Annotated in this window: 23 protein-coding genes; 10 read left to right on the forward strand and 13 right to left on the reverse strand. The window is 66.8% G+C overall.

Annotation, left to right across the window (positions count from 1 at the left end; genetic code table 11):
* Positions 1 to 7: 7 nt before the first annotated feature.
* Together J2W14_RS16825 and J2W14_RS16830 are read right to left on the reverse strand one after the other, a co-directional pair.
* Positions 8 to 931, reverse strand: a complete 924-nt coding sequence (locus J2W14_RS16825; RefSeq protein ID WP_307464617.1) for an NAD(P)-dependent oxidoreductase — start codon at positions 929 to 931, stop codon at positions 8 to 10.
* 49 nt (positions 932 to 980) lie between these two features.
* Positions 981 to 1880 carry a MurR/RpiR family transcriptional regulator gene (locus J2W14_RS16830; protein WP_307464618.1) on the reverse strand — a complete coding sequence of 300 codons (900 nt, stop codon included), beginning with the start codon at positions 1878 to 1880 and terminating at the stop codon, positions 981 to 983.
* 145 nt (positions 1881 to 2025) lie between these two features.
* Between J2W14_RS16830 and J2W14_RS16835 the strand changes: the two genes are divergently transcribed.
* Together J2W14_RS16835 and J2W14_RS16840 are read left to right on the forward strand one after the other, a co-directional pair.
* The gene (locus tag J2W14_RS16835) at positions 2026 to 2790 is read left to right on the forward strand and encodes a GOLPH3/VPS74 family protein (RefSeq protein ID WP_307464619.1); all 765 of its coding nucleotides are present in this window, start codon (positions 2026 to 2028) and stop codon (positions 2788 to 2790) included.
* A gap of 122 nt (positions 2791 to 2912) precedes the next feature.
* Positions 2913 to 3797: a GOLPH3/VPS74 family protein gene (locus J2W14_RS16840; RefSeq protein ID WP_307464622.1), complete on the forward strand. Its 885-nt coding sequence runs from the start codon at positions 2913 to 2915 to the stop codon at positions 3795 to 3797.
* A 15-nt stretch (positions 3798 to 3812) separates the two neighbouring features.
* Here the strand turns inward: J2W14_RS16840 and J2W14_RS16845 are convergent, their stop codons facing one another.
* Genes J2W14_RS16845 through J2W14_RS16855 form a run of 3 tightly spaced genes read right to left on the reverse strand, consistent with a single transcriptional unit; the run spans position 3813 to position 5548 of the window.
* Positions 3813 to 5072 carry an NYN domain-containing protein gene (locus J2W14_RS16845; protein WP_307464624.1) on the reverse strand — a complete coding sequence of 420 codons (1260 nt, stop codon included), beginning with the start codon at positions 5070 to 5072 and terminating at the stop codon, positions 3813 to 3815.
* 4 nt (positions 5073 to 5076) lie between these two features.
* A complete protein-coding gene (locus tag J2W14_RS16850) occupies positions 5077 to 5289 on the reverse strand; it encodes a hypothetical protein (protein WP_307464626.1) in 213 nt (70 codons plus the stop codon).
* A 28-nt stretch (positions 5290 to 5317) separates the two neighbouring features.
* Positions 5318 to 5548, reverse strand: coding sequence for a zinc-ribbon domain-containing protein (locus J2W14_RS16855; RefSeq protein ID WP_307464628.1), 231 nt, complete (start codon positions 5546 to 5548; stop codon positions 5318 to 5320).
* Between the two features lie 238 nt (positions 5549 to 5786).
* On the opposite strand from J2W14_RS16855, the gene J2W14_RS16860 reads away from it, so the two are divergent.
* Positions 5787 to 6962, forward strand: coding sequence for a zinc-dependent alcohol dehydrogenase (locus J2W14_RS16860; protein ID WP_307464630.1), 1176 nt, complete (start codon positions 5787 to 5789; stop codon positions 6960 to 6962).
* Positions 6963 to 7022: 60 nt separating this feature from the next.
* The gene (locus tag J2W14_RS16865; RefSeq protein WP_307464632.1) at positions 7023 to 7277 is read left to right on the forward strand and encodes a DUF6480 family protein; all 255 of its coding nucleotides are present in this window, start codon (positions 7023 to 7025) and stop codon (positions 7275 to 7277) included.
* 126 nt (positions 7278 to 7403) lie between these two features.
* On the opposite strand, the gene J2W14_RS16870 is transcribed toward J2W14_RS16865, so the two are convergent.
* The 3 genes from J2W14_RS16870 to J2W14_RS16880 all read right to left on the reverse strand — a co-directional run bounded on the left by J2W14_RS16870 (position 7404) and on the right by J2W14_RS16880 (position 8762).
* Positions 7404 to 7607 carry a hypothetical protein gene (locus J2W14_RS16870; protein WP_282381177.1) on the reverse strand — a complete coding sequence of 68 codons (204 nt, stop codon included), beginning with the start codon at positions 7605 to 7607 and terminating at the stop codon, positions 7404 to 7406.
* Positions 7608 to 7894: 287 nt separating this feature from the next.
* Positions 7895 to 8344, reverse strand: coding sequence for a MarR family winged helix-turn-helix transcriptional regulator (locus tag J2W14_RS16875; RefSeq protein WP_307464634.1), 450 nt, complete (start codon positions 8342 to 8344; stop codon positions 7895 to 7897).
* 118 nt (positions 8345 to 8462) lie between these two features.
* Positions 8463 to 8762: a hypothetical protein gene (locus J2W14_RS16880; RefSeq protein ID WP_307464636.1), complete on the reverse strand. Its 300-nt coding sequence runs from the start codon at positions 8760 to 8762 to the stop codon at positions 8463 to 8465.
* Between the two features lie 292 nt (positions 8763 to 9054).
* Between J2W14_RS16880 and J2W14_RS16885 the strand changes: the two genes are divergently transcribed.
* The 4 genes from J2W14_RS16885 to J2W14_RS16900 all read left to right on the forward strand — a co-directional run bounded on the left by J2W14_RS16885 (position 9055) and on the right by J2W14_RS16900 (position 11565).
* Positions 9055 to 9870, forward strand: a complete 816-nt coding sequence (locus J2W14_RS16885; RefSeq protein WP_307464638.1) for a hypothetical protein — start codon at positions 9055 to 9057, stop codon at positions 9868 to 9870.
* A gap of 8 nt (positions 9871 to 9878) precedes the next feature.
* On the forward strand, positions 9879 to 10289 hold the full coding sequence (locus tag J2W14_RS16890; RefSeq protein ID WP_307464697.1) for a phage holin family protein: 411 nt from the start codon (positions 9879 to 9881) through the stop codon (positions 10287 to 10289).
* Between the two features lie 18 nt (positions 10290 to 10307).
* On the forward strand, positions 10308 to 10916 hold the full coding sequence (locus J2W14_RS16895; RefSeq protein WP_307464640.1) for a DUF3618 domain-containing protein: 609 nt from the start codon (positions 10308 to 10310) through the stop codon (positions 10914 to 10916).
* Between the two features lie 265 nt (positions 10917 to 11181).
* Positions 11182 to 11565 (forward strand): hypothetical protein, encoded by a 384-nt coding sequence (locus tag J2W14_RS16900; RefSeq protein ID WP_307464642.1) that lies wholly within the window; start codon positions 11182 to 11184, stop codon positions 11563 to 11565.
* A 4-nt stretch (positions 11566 to 11569) separates the two neighbouring features.
* Here J2W14_RS16900 and J2W14_RS16905 read toward each other — a convergent pair whose 3' ends face one another.
* The 3 genes from J2W14_RS16905 to J2W14_RS16915 form a co-directional block, all read right to left on the reverse strand.
* Positions 11570 to 12865: a cation:proton antiporter domain-containing protein gene (locus tag J2W14_RS16905; RefSeq protein WP_307464644.1), complete on the reverse strand. Its 1296-nt coding sequence runs from the start codon at positions 12863 to 12865 to the stop codon at positions 11570 to 11572.
* A complete protein-coding gene (locus J2W14_RS16910; RefSeq protein ID WP_307464646.1) occupies positions 12856 to 14790 on the reverse strand; it encodes a pyruvate kinase in 1935 nt (644 codons plus the stop codon). Before J2W14_RS16910 ends, J2W14_RS16905 begins: the two co-directional genes overlap by 10 nt.
* Positions 14791 to 14974: 184 nt before the next feature.
* Entirely contained in the window at positions 14975 to 15178 is a 204-nt protein-coding gene (locus tag J2W14_RS16915; RefSeq protein ID WP_307464648.1) for a three-helix bundle dimerization domain-containing protein, read from the reverse strand.
* 191 nt (positions 15179 to 15369) lie between these two features.
* Here J2W14_RS16915 and J2W14_RS16920 point away from each other — a divergent pair, with 191 nt between their 5' ends.
* Entirely contained in the window at positions 15370 to 15606 is a 237-nt protein-coding gene (locus J2W14_RS16920; protein ID WP_307464650.1) for a hypothetical protein, read from the forward strand.
* A gap of 118 nt (positions 15607 to 15724) precedes the next feature.
* On the opposite strand, the gene J2W14_RS16925 is transcribed toward J2W14_RS16920, so the two are convergent.
* The gene (locus tag J2W14_RS16925) at positions 15725 to 17134 is read right to left on the reverse strand and encodes an NAD(P)-binding domain-containing protein (RefSeq protein WP_307464652.1); all 1410 of its coding nucleotides are present in this window, start codon (positions 17132 to 17134) and stop codon (positions 15725 to 15727) included.
* Positions 17135 to 17468: 334 nt separating this feature from the next.
* The gene (locus J2W14_RS16930) at positions 17469 to 18041 is read right to left on the reverse strand and encodes an MOSC domain-containing protein (RefSeq protein ID WP_307464653.1); all 573 of its coding nucleotides are present in this window, start codon (positions 18039 to 18041) and stop codon (positions 17469 to 17471) included.
* Positions 18042 to 18158: 117 nt separating this feature from the next.
* On the opposite strand from J2W14_RS16930, the gene J2W14_RS16935 reads away from it, so the two are divergent.
* Positions 18159 to 18704 (forward strand): DM13 domain-containing protein, encoded by a 546-nt coding sequence (locus J2W14_RS16935; protein ID WP_307464655.1) that lies wholly within the window; start codon positions 18159 to 18161, stop codon positions 18702 to 18704.
* The last annotated feature ends 27 nt before the right edge of the window (positions 18705 to 18731 follow it).

The raw sequence follows: 18731 nt of genomic DNA on the forward strand, positions 1-18731 counted from the left end.
GGGGGGCTTAGGCGACGGCGGTGGTGCCGTTGGTGGTGCCGGGTGCGCCGGCGGGCGTGATGGCCGGGGCGACGGTCCTGGCGATTTCGGTGAAGTCGGCCCCCGGTCCGAGGACGGCCAGGGCGTCCTGCCACTGGCCCGCCACGGCTGCCAGCAGGGCCGGGCGTTCGCCGATTTGCGCGGCGACCTCCACGGCGAGGGCGGCGTCCCGGGCCATAAGGCCCAGCGAGAAGCCTGAGTCGTGGCTGCCGCTGAGCACCCAGTTCGGGTACATGTTCGCGGAGACCTTGCTGCCGCCGGAGGCCTCGCTGATGCTGGCCGCGGCCGTGGCAGGATCGATGCCGTAGGCCTTGGCGACGCCGAGGGCCTCGCCCACGGAGACCAGATTCGCCGCTGCCAGGACGTTGTTGAGGAGCTTGACGACGTTGCCGCTGCCGGGGCCCCCGATGTGGCTGTACTTGCCGCCGGTGAGGGCGAGCAGGACCGGCTCCGCCGCGGCAAGGGCCGCATCGGTTGCGCCGACGAAGGCGCTCAGGGATCCCGTTGCAGCCCCGTCGCGGCCGCCGGAGACCGGCGCGTCCACGAAGGCTGCCCCCTGCGCTTCGGCGAGGGAGGCCATGAGCTTGCTGGTGGCCGGTTCCGAGGTGGTGGTATCAATGATCGCGACAGTTCCCGGGGCCGCCAGGAGCCGGGGCACGGTGGTTTCCACGATGCTGGCTGCGGGCAGGGAGAGCACCGCGTACGGGGTCCCGGCGAGATCCTCAAGATTGGCCGTGGTGGCAATCCCAGATTGCGCGGCGGCGGCCCGGGCCGCCTCGGAGGGGTCGAAGCCGGTGACGTCCCAGCCGGACTTGTGGAGGGTGGCGGCCATCGCCCCGCCCATGGCTCCGAGGCCTATGACGGCGATGCGGCGGTCAGTGCTGGTGTTCATGAACTGCTCCTGAAGTATGCGGGTGGGGGACGGGTCAGGGTTGGCGGGGTCAGTCGAGATAGATGTCCAGGTCTTTCCACAGCTGCTGGGTGCGGCGGATGGCGGCGCGGCTGCGTTCGGGATGCGCTGCCTCCATGCCCGCGAGCAGGCCGTAGACCACTGAGTTTGCGGCCGTGACGGACTGGAAGAAGGAAATTCCTTCCGAGGCCACCACCAGAAGGTGGTCAGCCGCAGCTGCCAGGGGGCCGCGGCGCATGTCGCTGACGGCAATGACCGTGGCGCCTGCCTGCTTGGCGGCTTCGGCGGTGACGATGATCTGCCGGATGGAGCGCCACATGTTGATGACCACCAGGACGTCCCCTTCGCCCAGGGTGTTGGCGCTGGAAGCGAGGTGGACGCCGCCGCGGTTCTCCAGGGTGATGGGGTATCCCATGGTGGAGCCCAGGTGCGCCATCACGCTGGCGGGACCGGCGAAGGAGCCAAGCCCGACGACGGTGATGGACCGGGCGGCGGCCATGGCCGCGATGGCGGCCTCGGCGTCGTCGGCCGTATTGGACTCCAGCGTCAGGCGCAGGTTCTCGATGTCGTGGTTGAGCGCGTCATGGAGCGGACTGCGGTGTTCGCCGTGCTCGGCCAGGGTGTCCTCGGTGGAGATCATCACGAGGTACCGGGAGCGCAGCTCCCGCTGGAGATCGGGCCAGCCCCGGTAGCCCAGATGCTGGGCCGTGCGCACCACCGTGGAGTTGTTGACGTCGGCGCGCTGGGCGATCTCGGCGATGTCGGCGTAGGACGAAAGTTGCGGATTGCGGGCGATGACATCGACCACCCGGGTCTGGGCCTTGGACAGCGGAACGTCCGGAAGCGCGTCACCGAGCCAGGCATGGAAATCGTTGCCGGCGCCGTTGACGCCTGCCGCGCCGGCTTCAAGATCTGCCGCAGTGGTTTTCAAGTCCGGACCCCTTCTGTATCGCACATCACTCTGCAAGGCGGATTGCATCTAATGTACTCTGCAATTTCGTTTGCGAACAGGCTTTTTGGTTTCCGGCTTGTAAATACTCGTTGTGGTGGCGGCGCAACTGAGCCACCATGATCGTATGGACGCTATGACACCCAAGGCGGAGGAACTGAGCCTTCCCCAGGCTTTCCTCCTGCTGGCGACAAACGACAGCGACGGCAAACCTGCCGTGCCGGTATACGCACTCAGGACCACCTTGGCCGGGGCAATACTGGCCGAGCTGGACCTGCTCGGTGCCATTGAGCTGCAGGGCAAGCACATCAGGGCGACCGGCACCGCCCCGCACACGGACTTCCAGCGCGAGCTGGAGCTCATCCGGGGCAAATCCCGGCCCCACACTCCGAAGCGGTGGGTCGCCATGCTGGAGGGCCGCGCCGAGGTGCAGCGTGTCTACGAGCAGATGGCCTCACGGGGCATCGTGGAACCGGTCGGCGAGAAACACCTTGGTCTGTTCAAGTCCATGCGGTACCCGGAAAAGGATCACGGTCCGGAAGCCGCGCTCCTGCAACAGATCGAAGCGGCACTCATCGGCGCGCCGCCGGAACCCGCGAAGGCCGACGCCACGGCGCCCGCAGCCAAGCCTGAAACAGAGGCGCCCCATGCCGAGGCGCCCGGTGCCGTTCCTGGTTCCAGAGCCCCCGATGCCAAGCCTTCGCCAAAGGTGCCCGATGCCAGAACCACGGCGCTGATCGCCCTGCTTGAAGCGGCCGGGCTGCTCGGTAAGCTCTTCCCGGCAGCAGATCAGAGCAGGGTGAGGGAGCTGACGAATGGACATTGGCCCTCCCGTGCGGTGGTGGACGAACTGCGCATGATCAGACTGGCGGAGGTAGAAGCCGTCACCTAGCCAACCGTCGTCGGCTGCGGGCCAACAGCGTCTTCCGTTCGTCGATCAGCACGCCTGATCTGCTCCGTAGAGGGGTACAAATCCTCATTGTGGTGGCGGCGCGACTGCGCCACCATGAGCGTATGGATGCTAAGACACCTGAAACACCCAAGGCGGGGGAGCTGAGCCTTCCGCAGGCCTTCCTGCTGTTGGCGACGAACGACAAGGACGGCTCACACGAGGTGCCGGTGTTTGCACTCAGGACCACTGTGGCCGGGGCAATACTGGCCGAGCTGGACCTGCTTGGCGCCATCGAACTGCAGGGCAAGCACGTCAGGGCGACCGGCGCCGTCCCGAACACGGACTTCCAGCGCGAGCTCGAGCTTATCCGGGGCAAATCCCGGCCCCACACTCCCAAGAGCTGGGTCTCCATGCTGGAGGGCCGGGCCGAAGTGCAGCGTGTCTACGAGAGGATGGCGACCCTGGGCATCCTGGAACCCGTCGGCGAAAGACGCCTTGGTCTGTTCAAGTCCAGGCGGTACCCGGAGAAGGATCACGGTCCGGAAGCTGCGCTCCTGGAAAAAATCGAAGCAGCACTCAGCGGTGCGCCTCCGGAGCCCGCAAAGGCCGACGTCAAAGCGCCCGAGACCACACCTGATGCCGAGGCGTCCGCTGCCGAGGCAAAGGCCGCGGCGCCCGATGCCACGCCCGGTAACGAGGCGCCCGAGACCACGTCCGCTGCCGGGGAGCCCGAGACCACGTCCGATGCCGGGGAGCCCGGTGCCGCGCCCGCTGCGGGGGAGCCCGGTGCCGCACCCGAGCCCAAGGCCCCCGTTTCCAAGGCGCCCGATGACAGGACCACGGCGCTGATCGCCCTGCTTCACGCCGCCGGGCTGTTCGGCAAGCTCTTCCCGGAGGCAGACCGGACCCGGGCGGGAGAGCTGGCGAAGGATTATTGGCCTGCCCGCGCAGTGGAGGACGAACTTCGGCTGGTCAGACTGGCGCAGGAAGAAGCCGCCACCTTGTGATGCCGCCTGGAAGCGCTAGGCGGTGGAGTCGCCAGTCTGCGTGGACTGCAGCAGCCCGCCGCTGGCCCAGCGGCGCACCGCTGACTTCTCGGCGGCGTCGAACTCCAGCAGCGCCACCCGGCAGAGTTCCTCCACGTTCGCGGTCCAGGCTGCTGCGAGATCTGGTGCCGTGGCCTGGTCGTTGAGCTGGAAATTGGCGTAGGCGAGGCCCTGCAGGACAAAGTTCACCGCGTTGCGGGAGACCGGCTGGCCCGCGCTGACGCAGTCATCCCGGACCAGCCGGGACAATTCGGTGCGGTTGAGCGGATGCTCACGCAGCCTGGCCGCCATGGCCAGGAACACCTGCCGGAACTGGGCCTCGGACAGTGCCGGAACATCCGTCACCCTCGTGACCTGCTCCTCGATGCCGGGCTGCAGGTCTGCCGGGGCGGGAAGATCCTCGCTCGAAAACCGCTTGGCGTCCCAGACCCACCCGCCCTGTGCCGGGGAATATTCGACGCTTTGGCCGATCTGGGCGACCCAGGTCCCGAACTTGCCGAAGCCGCCCCAGTCTGTCTTCAGGGACGGGTCTGCGGTGAGGGCCCGATGCGCCACCATCGCGCCGACCACCGGTCCCGGAGCGGTGCGGACGAACTCCAGGACGTCACGGACCGCGGGCGAGGCCGCCTTGGTTTTCGGCTTCGCCGCGGCCGGGGCGTGCTGCTGTTTCGGGGACGCCACCGCATGAATCGGCTCCACCGTTGTGCCGTTGAGGATGGCGACGAAGTCGTGGGATTCCACCACATGGTCCGCCATCTCCCGGTAGGCGAAGGCCACGGCGCCGGCTGCGATGACGGTGGTCATCCGGTCGGCGGCGCGGAACCGCTGGATCAGGGACGTGAAGTCGGCGTCGGCCGAGGCGATGAAGAACTCGTCGATGCCGCCGCTGCCGGACAGTGCGTCCATGGCTTCCAGCACGAGGTTGATGTCCGTGCTGCTCTTGCCCCGCTGCGTCAGCGACGGGCAGTCGATCACGCGGAACCCGGCCCGGGTCCAGTATGTCCGGTACTTCGAGTACACCACCGGGTTGAGGTAGCAATTGCGGATCAGGAAGCGCCGGGATTCCCCGCCGGCACCGCCGTCGGCCAGCGCCTCCGTCCAGTGCTTGGGATCCTCGGCGAACCGTTTGGCGGCCGCCGGGTCCAGGGCCATCAGGCCGGTGTAGACGTTGTCGAAATCAACGAACATCGCGGCGCGGATGCCGGGCCGCCCGGACCGGGGGAGAGGATCACTCATCGGCTCAGTGTGCCAGCAGGATGGCGGGGCGGGCCAGATATGACCTCCCGCGGCGCTGCTTTTTTACGCGGACAAGCCGGCGCGACGCCGGGCGGGCCGCCAGCAGAACCGACTCCGCGCGTCCCTTGTCGGGCATGAGGGGCGTCTGCTTGCCTTGAGGATTTTGAAAACTGGCAGCGAGAGCCTCGCCGACCGCACCGCTGAAGGAAGCTTTCATGCCGTTTGCCTTTCCGGACTGACGGCTGTCACCAGGCCACCGCCTTCTTCTGCCGGGAATTGATGGCGGAAGTCTGGCCGCAGTTCGAGCAGGAGATCCGGTAGGTCCGGGACGTGGTGAGGATCGGGATGAAAAACAGCGTGAACTTGGTGGCGCGTTCCTGGAGGTGGTGGTGAACGAACCGGCCGCAGTACTGGCAGGTTGCCGGCCGTCCGGGGAGGTTGTTCAGGGCGGTCTTGAGGCCGAAGAGGAGAAGCATGGCTGGTGCCTTTCAGGGAGTTCGCCGAGCAGGGCGGGGCAGGCCAAGTAGTAAGCATGCTTTGCTTTCTCAGTCTACGCGCAAGTGAAGATAAGTTCCGCCGAAACCTTCGCCTGCTCACACCTGCGGGCCGAAGCTCTCACCGTTCTCGACGCGCAGGGAGCTTTTCAACGACGCGGTGACAAGCAATAATCAATTACTCAGCATACTTATTATTGTTATCTGAACGGAGTACGGCATGAGAGCACTAACCTGGCAGGGAAAGCGGTCGGTCAGCGTCGAGGTGGTTCCGGATCCGGTGATCCAGGAGCCCACGGACGCCATTGTGAAGATCACGTCCTCGGCGATCTGCGGTTCCGACCTTCACCTGTACGAGGTGCTCGGGCCGTACATGAAGTCCGGGGACATCCTGGGACACGAGCCCATGGGCATAGTCCAGGAAGTGGGATCCGCTGTCACGAATCTTGTGCCCGGGGACCGCGTGGTCATCCCGTTCAACATCTCCTGCGGACACTGCTGGATGTGCAGGCAGGGGCTGCAATCCCAGTGTGAGACCACGCAGGTTCATGACCACAACAGCGGCGCGAGCCTCTTCGGATTCTCCGAGCTCTACGGATCCGTCCCGGGCGGCCAGGCGGAATACCTGAGGGTGCCGCACGCAGACTACGGACCGATCAAGGTGGGCCATGAGCTGCCTGATGAACGCTATCTCTACCTCTCCGATATCCTGCCCACTGCCTGGCAGGGGGTGACCTACGCCGACGTCCCCGAGGGCGGCACGTTGGCAGTTTTCGGTCTCGGTCCGGTGGGGCAGTTCGCCAGCCGGATCGGCCGCCACCTCGGCCAGCGGGTCATTGCGATTGAGCCGGTTCCGGAACGCCGCCGCATGGCGGAACGGCACGGAGTGGAAACCATGGATTTCACGGACGACATCGGCGACCGGCTGCGCGAGATGACCGGGGGGCGTGGCCCCGATGCGGTGCTCGACGCCGTCGGCATGGAGGCGCACAATTCGCCCGTTGGCGCGTTCGCCCAGCATGCAGTGGGGCTCTTGCCCGACGCGCTGGCAAAAAAGGCGATGGAAACGGCCGGTGTGGACCGCATGACCGTCCTGCACTCGGCCGTGGACGCTGTGCGGCGCGGCGGCACCATCTCGCTCAGCGGAGTCTACGGAGGCACGGCAAGCCCGATGCCTCTGCTCACCATGTTCGACAAGCAGATCCAGTTCCGGATGGGCCAGTGCAACGTCCGGAACTGGACTGACCACCTGATCCCCCTCGTGGAAGACCCGAGTGACCCGCTTGGCGTGATGGACCTCAAGACCCACGAGGTTTCCCTGGACGGCGCCGCGGCCGCCTACGAGATTTTCCAGAAGAAAGAAGACGGCTGCATCAAGGTGATCCTGAAGCCCTGAACGGGGCCGCGCAGCAGTCTGTCTGGCCAGGTCCAACCGAGCGCAATGAAAGGCATAACCATGAGCACCTATCATCCCGAAAACGATCCCGCCAATCCCGACCCGCCGCGGGCGGACGGCGGAAAGAATCCGGGCGTGCCCGAATATTCGATCCCGGATCCTGCCGCGTCGGGTGACACCGATGCGGGGTCCTCGGCCAACCCCGATCCGCTCGAGGGCAAGATCACCGGGTTGGAGCCTGGTGGGGGAGTGCCGCCGGGAGAGACCCCTCCGGCCGAGGATCAGATGAGCCGCGATCAAGGGCACAGCGAGTAGCCGCCCGGGGTCCGCGCCCGCGGGCTGGGCACGTGTTGTGACGTCGGAGTCGACGCGCGGCTAAGCCGGGACGACGACGGCGGGAGGGTCCCGCCGTCGTCGTGGTGTTACGTCGTGAATGCGGCGCTAGGAGGAGACGGACTCGAGGCTGGCGGCGCCGTGGTTCAGGCTCAGCGTGAACGTGCTGGGGCCGCTGGCGTGGACCGCGATGTTGCTCTTCGGGGTGTTGTGACGGACCGAGAGGTCGTGGATCAGGGAGTCCAGCTCGTGGTGCATCGTGGAGCGGTCCCAGAGCTTGTGGGTGACAGAGGTGGCAGTTTCAAACGTCATTGTTCAGTGCTTCCATTCGTGATCCGGGTGTCCGGCTGCCGCACCGATGCGGAGCCGCCGTAGGGCCAAACCGGGAACGCTCCGGGACCGCTGGCGGCTCTGCGAGCTCACCGGTTTGGCCTCATTGCGTCCACCAGGATGGGTAAAACTGTCGCGGCCGGGAAATTTCCGTCCCCGCCATGCCTTTCCATAGTGCACAGCCCGGCGCAACCGCCTCAAGCTGATGTCGCATTATTGCCCGTGAGACTCATCACAGGCGGGCGGTACGAATCCGGCATACCGGTGGATCAGTTGCGGGTTGAATCCCGTTCCTGGCGGGGAGTCGGGAAGGAATTCACAAACCGGGAGAGTTGCTCCCGGAGGATTTCCCATCCGTCGAAGTCTGAAGGGAGGGCGGTGCTCTCAGCCTCGCGGGCTGCTCTGAGGGCCGCTTCCCCTGCGTCGGTTATCTCTACCTGGAACTGGCGGCGGTCATGGGGGTCTCGGGTTCTCGTGACCAGTCCTTCTGCCTCCAGGCGCGTCAGGACGCGGCCCAGGGTCTGGCTTTGGACGTGGACGACTGAGGCGAGTTGTTCCTGGTTCATGGGACGGTGTGACATGGCCTTGAGTGCGATGACTGCGGCCCGGGTCAGGCCCAGGGGCGCGAGGGCCTCGTCAAAGCGGCGCTGGACAAGGCGGGCAGCCGTGGTCAGAAGCAAGTAGCCGTCACGGACGTGGTCCTGCGGGTCGAGGGGCATCGGTGACGGCCTTCCTTGAGCGGAACAGATGACGCCCTTCCTTGCTTGGGGAAGGGTTCAAACAGGGCAAGCAGGTCAGGGTTCCGGCCTTGGCCGGAACCCTGACCCGCCCCCGTCGCTATCGGCGCATTTTGTGGTCGCCGTCCGTTTCGTTGTGTTCCTTGCGTACTTCCTCATCGACAGATACTTCGTCGGTCACAGGTTCCGTGGTGACGTACTTGCGCAGCCGCACCGCTTCGCGGCGTTCCGCGTCCAGGCCGGCTGTCGCTTCGGTGTAGGTCCGACCCCCACCGCTCAGACCATAGTGGGCGTAGAGCCGGTCCTCCTCGTCGGGCTCGAGGAGGCGCCCGCCGTTGTCCACCCGCGGAGCATTCTTCGCCTGCTCCTTGGTGTCATCAATATGTTCCCTGGCGAGCATGATGCCTCCTTGGATCTGTCGTGCGGCGTAGGCTGCAGCGAATCCGTGGGGAATGCTGCACAACTACCATAAGCATGCTTAGTAAGTGCTTGGCAAGCTTACTTACTAATTTTTCACCCTGGGCGACGCCGGCCGGCGGAGCGTGCGAGCTTGATGCGGTTTTTGAATACAGCCGGAAGTCTTGCGACAAACAGGAAGTGTGCTTACTATTTATTTAGTAACCGTGCTTACTAATTCACCGGCCCCGCGGGTGCAAGACTCACCTCCGGGCCCCTCCTGAAAGAGAGCAACGATGACAGAGAACCAGTGGCCCCAGACGACTCCAGTAGGCTCCGCGGACGAGTACCCGACCACGGGCACGGTGTCCTCCGGCGGTGTGGCGGGCTCCCCGTCCACGACAGGGACGGCCGGCTCCGCATCCACGACAGGAACAGCGAAAGACGAAGCGGCGGCTGTGGCCGGGCACGCCGCAGCGGATATGAAAAACGTGGCCGGCACTGCCAAGGCGGAGGCTGCCAACGTCGCCGCCGAGGCAAAAACGAGTGCACTCGGCCTGCTGCAGCAGGCGAAAACCGACCTGACGGACCAGGCGGGCTCGCAGCAGCAGAGGGCCGCTGGAGGGATCCGCTCAATTTCTTCGCAGCTGAGCACCATGGCCGATGCATCCGACCAGCCCGGCGTCGCAACTGACCTTGTCCGGCAGGCCGCCGAGCGGTCCCGGTCCGTGGCCACCTGGCTTGAAAACCGCGATCCGGGATCTTTGTTGACGGAAGTGAAGTCCTTCGCCCGCCAGCGCCCGGGAACATTCCTGATGGTCGCAGCCGGTGCCGGACTGCTCGCCGGCCGGCTGGGACGAAGCCTGCAGGCCGGCGCCCCGGACACGCAGCAGCCGACGCCTGGGCCCGCACAGTTGTCGTCCCCGGCGGTCGCTCCCGCCCACCAGGAGACGGTGATTGCCGCTGGATCCGGCGACCGGTTCTTTGACGGGCCGGACCTTCCCGGCACGGCGGGCCCCGTTTCGACCCAAACATTGCCGTCCGGTATGGCAGCCGATACGACCCTGCGGGACGAAGTTCCGCTTCCTCGCCGGGAAGGGGGCCAGCTGTGAGCCACGAGATGCCAGAGGTACCTCCGACCGGCGCGCACGCCAAGGCTGAGACGACGTCGCTGGGTGATCTGCTGGGCGAGGTCACGCGGGACATGTCCACCCTGATGCGGCAGGAAGTCGAGCTGGCGAAGGTCGAGCTCAGGCAGTCCGCGACCCGTGCCGGGAAGGGCGCGGGGATGCTGGCCGGCGCCGGCGTCGCCGGCCACTTCGTCCTGTTGTTCCTGTCCCTGGCGCTCTGGTGGGCGCTCGGGACCGTCATGGGCCTGGGCTGGTCCGGCGTCGTCGTCGCCGCCATCTGGGGAGTCGTCGCCGCGATCCTGGCAGCCAGGGGCCGCAAGGAACTCAACGCGATCAAGGGCATGCCCCAGACCGCCGAGACGCTGCAGGAAATCCCGCCCACGCTCAAGCCCACCCCCTAAATACAGCGAGGAAACACTATGAGTGAGAACCCGGATGTCATCCGAGCAGATATCGAAGCAACCCGCGCGCGGCTGGGCACCAATGTCGATGCCGTAGCGGACAAGGTCACCCCGTCCCACATCGTCCAGCGCCAGACCGACAAAGTTAAAGAAAACGTCAAGGACGCCGTCTTTGGAGTGAAGGAGAAAGTCATGGGAGTCGCCGACCACACCGCTGGCAATGTCCACTCCGCCACCGGCACCGCCGGGGCGCACCTGGGCGACGCCGGCGCAGCCATCGGGGACGCCCCCGCGCAGGTCAGGACCAAGACCCAGGGCAACCCCCTGGCGGCAGGCCTGATCGCGTTCGGGGCCGGGCTGCTGGTCTCCTCCCTGATCCCGGCCAGCCAGAAGGAACGCGAAGCCGCGGATGCCCTGAAGACCGCGGCCGAACCGCTCACCACGGAACTCACCGAGGCCGCCAAGCACGTCGCCGAGGGACTCAAGGAACCCGCCCAGGCAGCGATGGACAACGTCAAGGCCACCGCCGCTGACGCGACCGAGCACGTCAAGGCCGAAGGCCAGGGCGCCGTGGCCGACGTCAAGGACCGGACCGCCGTGGCCAAGGACAACGTCCAGCAGGTCTGATCCCGCTGGCACCCGGCCGGCCGTTCCCGCGCTCACGCGCCGGGCGGCCGGCTGACGCCAACGGGCTGTGTCCGGACCGACTCTCTTCGGAACGGGGCGCAGCCTGGACCGGGGCCCGGACCCTGAATTATTTGGTTGACCGGGGGGGAGCTGGCGCTTCTGGATTCTTTGTGTTTTAGGAGGGTCTCTGCGCTGTTGATGCTTCACATTCATGCTGTTGCTGTTTCAGTTGAGCGGCTCTGCCGCCAGGATCCAGGAGGCCACGATGACGAAGACACCACTGGAAGATTTCCTCAAAGAGTGCGTCGCCCCGGATCCGGACGGGGACGGGCTAAGCATGGAAGAACTGTATGGTCTGTACCTGAGCTGGTGCGGGCTTGAAGGTCTGACACCCGTTCGCACCAGGGCGTTCAGGGCCGGACTGCGCGCTGCCAACATAGGCGCTGAACACCATGGAAGCAGGTGCCCCGGCCTGAGGATGGCCGGCCCGGCTGCCTGCGACTACCTTGTCCACCGCGAGCTCCCGCTTGTCGTGCTGGACGCTCCGGCCGGACACTTGAGCCTGACCTCGCCGCCGGTCCCCGAACTCGTCGCGTCGCTTCCCAGCCAGCCGGGCAGGGGAGACCGCGGCTCCGTGCCTGCCGCCTGACAGGCTACGGACGGGCCCGCTTGGGCCGGAAACGGGGGAGGGGTATGTGCTTTCGGCTCAACCCCCGAGCGGGCGCGGGCGTGACCGGCACCGGGCCGCCGGGCTCCGGTCCCGCTGCGGCCGCGGCCCGTCCGTAGCGGGCGGCCAGCGGCGCGGCGCTGAAGCCGTGGGCCAGGACGCTGAGCAGGACGGTGGCCGCGATGACGGCCACCGCACCGTCGGCCACGGCCCCGAGGGCTTCCAGCGCCAGAAGTGCGAATACGAGCGATGCCAGCCCGCGCGGACCGAACCAACCCACGAACAGGACGGTGGCCCGGTCAAGGCCGGCGCCTATCGTGGCCAGTGCCACCGGCAGCATGCGCACCACCGTGAGGCTGAGGACGGCGTACACGAGGGTCAGGGGGACAAAGTTCGCCAGCATCGTCGGCACGGCGACGGCTCCGAAGGCCAGCCAGACGAGCAGTGAGACCAGTCCACTCATCTGCTCGACGAAGACCAGTTCGGCCGGACCTCGCTGACCGGCGCACGTGCCGAACGCCAGCCCGCCGCAGAACGCGGCGACGAACCCGTTGCCGCCCACGGCGAGGGCGGCAGAATAGGCGAGCAGGCTCAGGGCGAGGACTCCGATGCCGGCGAAGTCCTCGACGGCGGTCCCGCGCTGGCGGGCCAGCTGCAGCAGCCACCCGCCCAGGGCCCCGGCCGCAGCGCCGACACCGGCCCCGATGAGCAGTTCGACGGCGGCGCTGCCGGGGCCGGCGGCGCTCTCCAGGCCTGCTGCGGCGGCGGCACCGGCGATCGCGACCATCACGACCGGGGTGGCGATGCCGTCGTTGAGGCCGCTCTCGACCGTGATCAGCTGGCGGATCCGCGACGGCACCGCCGGATTCGTCACCACGGGGACCCCGAGGGCAGCGTCGGTGGGGGCCAGCGCCGCGCCGACAAGGAGGGCCAGCCACAGCCCGAACTGGGGGAAGAACGAGATGGCCAGGGCCCACCCGAACACGATTGTCAGCGGCAGGCCGACTCCCAGCAGCCGCACGTACCGGCCCACGTCCCGGCGCAGCTGCTGGAGGGGCAGGCGGGCGGCGTCGGAGAAGAGCACCCAGACCAGCGTGAGCTCGAGCATCGGGGTGAGACCCTCCGGGGGCGAGGAGCCGTCGACCAGCCCCGACCAGGCCAGCGCCGCGCCGACCGCGGTGAACACAATCGGAGCGGTCAGGTCCGCCTGCTGCAGCCGCTCCGAAACCAGTGCCCACGCGAACAGGAGGGCAGTGATCAGGACAATGGCCGTCAGCTCCATGACGGACCCGCACCCGCAGCCGTGTCCGGTTCCTGGCCTGCGTCCGTGCCCGCTTCAAGGGCGCCGGTGCCGTTCTGGTCCCAGGCGCGGAGACGTCTGAGGAGGCTGCTTTTCTTCTGCGTATGGTCCTGCATCCGGCCGAGGATGTCCGCGAGCATGCTGATGGCCTCGTTGATGAAGGGTCCCTTGTTGAGCATGACGCACTCGGCGCGCTGGGCCATGGCGGCGTCCGTCACTTCGGCCCGGGACGGCATGCCGGTCCGGGCGAGGGTGTCGAGGACCTGGGTGGCCCAGATGACCGGGACGTGGGCGGCCTCGCAGAGCCACAGGATTTCCTCCTGGACCTCTGCGAGCCGTTCGAAGCCCGCTTCAACGGCGAGGTCGCCGCGCGCGATCATGACGCCGACGTCGGCCCACTTCATGAGTTCAAGCAGTATGTCGGGCAGTGCTTTGAAAGCCGCGACGGTCTCGATCTTGAGCAAAATGTCCAGGTTCCGGTCCCGCTCCGGGTCGAGGTGGGCGAGGAGTTCGCGTACATCTAATGCGCTGCGGACGAAGGACATGCTGACGATGTCGGAGAGTTCCCGGACGTGTTCCAGATCGGCGACGTCCTGCTCGGTCAGGGCCGATACGGTGAGCCGCGAGTCCGGGAGGTTGATGCCTTTTCCTGCGCGGAGCCGCGTGCCCTGCGGCGCGGCGGAGGTGATCCGGGCCGTGAGCTCTCCGGGGCCGACGGCGGTGATCACCCCGCCGATCTTGCCGTCGTCGAACCAGATCCGTTCCCCCGCGCGGGCATCCGCCAGGGCGCTGGCGAGCGTGCACCCGATGCGGTGTTTGCCCGTGGAGGTGCTGTCTGCGGGGGCGAGGTCGCTACTCAGCACGAGATTGTCACCCTGATGGATCAGGAGGCCCTCCTGCAGAGCCGGGAGCTCCCCAACACGGACGGAGGGGCGGCGCGAAGCGCGGCCCTTCTTACCGGCCGCCGGGTCCGGGACCGCGGTGAGTTTCGTCCCGGGCGTGAAGTAGGCCGTCTTCTCCAGCGTCACCAGGCACCCGGTGGGGGTCGTCTGCTCGACGTCGAGGGTGCGGCGTGCTCCGCGGGCATCCTTGAACCTGATCTTCTGGCCCCGCTTCTGGGAGCCGGCCCAGGCGTTGTTCTCCAGCGGAATCACCGGCAGCTCCGGGGGCGGTGCTGCGTCGGGTGCTGGTTCGAGTGCGGCGCCGAGCCAGACGCGTCCCGGTTCCAGGACCGTACCCGTCTTGCTGCGGATCGGCTTTACCCGGAGGACCCGGGGTCCGGGGCGGACCGGGCCGGTGCGCAGTTTGGGCCCGGCGAGATCCATGGCGACGAGGCAGCGTTTCCCGGTGCTGTTTTCTGCGGCGCGGATATGGTCGACCATGTGCCGCCACGCCTGGGGCCCGTCGTGGGCGCAGTTGATGCGGGCCAGGTCCATGCCCCGCTCGACCATGCCGCGCACGAGGGCCGCGTCCGTTGCCGCCTCGCTCGGCAGCGTGACCATGATGCGCGTGGAGCGGTCTTCCGGCTTGGGTCCGAGGATGTTGACAGCATTCCGGGCGAGCTGCTCGCCGCCGTCCGGGAAACCGGCGGGCGCCGCCGTGTGTTCGCCATCAGGGTTGACCAGCCGGCCCAGGGTCCAGATCAGTGTTTCGATACTGGGAAGCACATGTGATTCTGTGCGTCCGAGCGAGGACAGGCCGTACTTCGAGAGCCGGGCCTGGAGATCGCGGATGTCGTGGCGGCGCAGCTCGGTGTAGTGGACGAGGTTGAGGGCACTCTCGCGGTGCCGGGGCCTTACGGCGTCGATCCGGCCGCCGCTGCGTGTTTCGGCGTGCTTGATGCTGCGCCGGAGCCTGATGACTTCTTCAAGCAGTGCGCGCAGGTCTTCGATCTCCGCAGTGGACACGAGCACTTACTTCCGTGCGTCGTCGTCGCGGTCCACTTGGGGCGTGGCGGAACTGGCCATGCTCCATTTTAGGCGGGGCGGGCCTGCCCGGGCCTGTGCCCAAAGTCCCTAGGGATGCGACTCCAAGTACATGCCAACGATGTTGTCCACGGGGGGCGGTTGCCCGGGCGGGGTCTTCGACTGCCTAATTCTTGAGCTCACGGTGGAGCCTGGTCCGGGCGCTGTTTTCGATCAGCGTAGGGATATAAATTCTGATCCGCCCGGTTTCCAGGGCGTCGTATTCCTCCGCCACGATTCCTTCAATGCGGTGCCGGGGCGTCGCGGGAAAGCGGGGCGCGAGGCGGTCCGCAACCTTGCGGATGGTCGGTTCCCTCTCGGCGTCGCTCACTTTTTCATTGTGATTCAGGGCCGATTTCGGCGTCAAGCAACTTTTGTCGCGCGGTGGGCGGTGGCCGGGGTTGCGCCGAACCTGATTTCCTGTGCTGGGCAGATATTCCCTGTGCCGGCCCGTTAACCGGCCGTTAATCGGGCGCGCCTACGCTGGAGAGGACCCATCTCCGATCACGGGAAGGCGCCGCCATGAGCTTCGAAGGAAAGTCCGGTAGGAATGTTCACGGGAGTGAACTAAAGCGCGGGCAGGAGGTCCACGTCCGGGTCGGCGACCAGGACTTGGGCATCGGTATCGTCGATGAAGTGACCGTCGGCGGCGGCGGTGGCGTGTGGATCTTCTTCGCGGGGACCGCGCCGCGCCGCATCCCCACCGACCATGCCTTGACTGAATTCACCTTGCTGGAGTCCGAAGCCCGGTTCGCGTAGGTGACCCGCTGCCGCGGCAGCTGAAACCCGGCGCCCGGAACGCAGGCGGACGACGGCGGAACGTTCCCGCCGTCGTCCGCTCTACGCAGTTACCGCTTCACACGGAGGTCCTGGGAAGCTACCCGTGCTGTCCCGTGGGGGCCGCCGCGGTGAGGGCGGTAAGGGCGCCGGTGTCCACATCCTCCGACGGGCCCTGCAGGTAGCGCGCCAGGCTATCATCCATGGCATTGATCCAGCGGGTGTGGTGTCGCGCAGCCATCGTGCCGGTCATCACCGAGCGGTGCACGTTGTCCCGGTAGCCGAGGATGTTGTCTTCCTTGTCGTGCATCCACTGCTTGAACAGCGCGGAAACGGTGTCCAGATCGAATTCCGGGTAGTCCGTCAGTGCGATGAGGTCGCGCAGATAGTCCGTCTGGTAATCGGCTTCGGCATCGTGGCTCGCCAGGGCGGCCTGCCGCTCCAGCCAGACCGTGATGTCGGCGGCCCGCTCCGCGGCGTCCGGCACCTCGATGCGGCCAAGCATCACATCGCGGGCGAACCACGCCTGCGCGTCGAACATGTTGAAGGTGTAGTACTGGTCCTGCGCGCCGAGGTAGAACAGGTTGGTGTTGTCCTGCCAGATGACGCCCTTGTAGAGGTGGTCCGGGTAGAGCACGTTGCGCGACTTCAGCGACAGCCTGCTCGGCAGGAACGGGTACTTGTGCTGGTACCCGGTGCAGAGGACGACGGCGTCGAAGTCGCCGGTGGTGCCGTCGCTGAAGTGCGCCGTGCTCCCCTCGAAACGCGTCACCAGGGGGCGCTCCGTCGCGTTCTCGGGCCAGTCGAAGCCCATCGGGGCGCTGCGGTAACTGAACGTCACGGACTTCGCACCCATTTTATGAGTCTGCATGCCGATGTCCTCGGCGGAGTAGCTGCTGCCGATCAGCAGGATGTTCTGGCCGGCGAACCGTTCGGCGCCGCGGAAATCGTGGGCATGCAGCACCTCGCCCGGGAAGTCGCCGATGCCCTCGAACTCGGGGACCTGCGGGAAGGAGAAGTGGCCGGTGGAGACCACCAGCTTGTCGAAGACGTGGCTCTCGGTGGTCTCGGTGGCCAGGTCCTCGACGGTGACGGTGAATTCCTGGGCCTGTTCGTCATAGGAAACCCAGCGGGCCACCGTATTGAAACGGACGTACTTGCGCACATCGGACTTTTCCACCCGGCCCTTGATGTAATCGAAGAGGACCTCGCGCGGGGGATAGGACGAGATCGCCCGGCCGAAATGCTCATCAAAGGTGTAGTCAGCGAACTCCAGGCACTCCTTCGGGCCGTTGGACCACAGATGCCGGTACATGCTGCTGTGCACGGGTTCGCTGAAGGCATCCAGGCCGATCCGCCAGCTGTTGTTCCACTGCCCGCCCCAGTCGCCCTGCTTTTCAAAGCACATGATGTCCGGGATGCTGGCTCCTGCCTGCCGTGCCGATTCAAACGCCCGTAGCTGTGCCATACCGCTGGGGCCAGCCCCGATGATTCCGACTCGCATTGACATGCCTACTCCTGTTCGTTGGATCTTCTCCATCAGATTCGACGCTCGGAAGGCATGCGGTGGCCGCGAAGCACACCGGCCGCACCGCGGGCGGCGCAAAGGCGCACGGCGGTTAACGGCTTCTTCAATGACACTGCCGGCGCGGCTGCGCGCCGGGCCTCGATAATCAATCCCTGCCGGCCTGTGCCTGCAACGGGAGAAAGGGCCACGGGTGTCTGCTGTCGGCAGGAAAATGGTCCTGCACGACTGTTCCGAGCGGTCCGCCTACGATCCAATAAGGTCGGCGGTCCTCTTGCATTATGCTCATCCGGGCTGTGGATAAGTCAAAAGGAGGGCTCTACGGCACCCGGGACGGCCGCAGCAGAGTTGGCGTGCCGGCCTGCTCGGGTTCCAGAGGCACGGGGCTGATCAGCACGGCCGGACCGCGGTGCAGCAGGCCGTCCGAGAGCGGCTGGCAGCGCACCCCGCCCCGCCCGCGCATGGCCGCGTGCGCCCCCGGGGCGAGCATCTGGTCCATCCAGGCGCACGGGTGGGCCGGCCGGCCGGCCCGGAGCCGCACCAGGTCCCCGCGCGATTCGAGCGTGAAGTCTCCGCCAATAAGGGGAGCCAGCTGGGCGCCTCTGACGACCACATTGCGGCGGGTCAGGAGCGGGTCGAACGGTCCGGTTCCGAGCTCCGCGGCCATCGCCTCGAGGGCCTCGACCGCGATCAGCGTGACAGCGGCGTCCATGTGCGCGGCCTTGCCGAAGAACCGGTCGCCGACGATGCCCTTGCCCGCCACCAGCTGAACCCGCTCGGCGTCCGTCGTCGGGACGTCCGCTGCGCCCTCGCGGGCGCGGCCGAAGTACGCGTGTGCCGGGGACACGAGGAGGTGCACAATCTCGACGTCGTACCTGTAGCTTGCCGTCATCCCCTCAAACTATCCTCCCTGGCAGCGGCCGGCACGTCCCTGCGCCGTCGACAGACTTCCGGGCCGGTCCCGCACTGTCGTCCGGAACCCCGCTGCTGGTCCGGACGTTGGAAAGGCATGAACAGGCGCCTTGCCATGTCCGTCGCGGTCCTCCTGACCGCCGTGGCGGTCGCCGTCGGGCTGTATCTGTTCCAGCCGTGGCGGATCTTCACCAGTTCCACCGTGACCGAGGACATTCCGGCTGTTGCGCCGCCGCCCAGCCAAGGCGCCAGCGAGGCCGCGGCGCCATCGGCTGAGCCTTCCGCGATCGCACCGCGTGAACTCGTGACGGGCGGACTGATCAGCCACGAACATGCCAGCTCCGGAACCGTGAGAATCCTCGAACTTCCCGACGGGAGCCGGATTCTGCGGCTTGAAGGCCTCGATACCTCGGACGGCCCGGATCTTCGGGTGTGGCTCAGCTACGCCCCGGTGATCCAGGGGCCGGCGGGCTGGCATGTCTTCGACGACGGAGCCTACCTCGATCTGGGCGCGCTCAAAGCCAACAAGGGCGATCAGAACTACCAGATCCCGCCTGAAGCGAACCTGGCCGACTACAGCTCGGTAAGTATCTGGTGTGCGCGCTTCGCCGTTTCCTTCGCCGCCGCCGAGCTGACGGGTTAGGCACCGATCCGGCGGCGGCCGCCAGCA

The sequence above is a fragment of the Pseudarthrobacter oxydans genome (assembly GCF_030812335.1).
In the GTDB taxonomy this organism is placed as follows: Bacteria; Actinomycetota; Actinomycetes; order Actinomycetales; family Micrococcaceae; genus Arthrobacter; species Arthrobacter oxydans_B.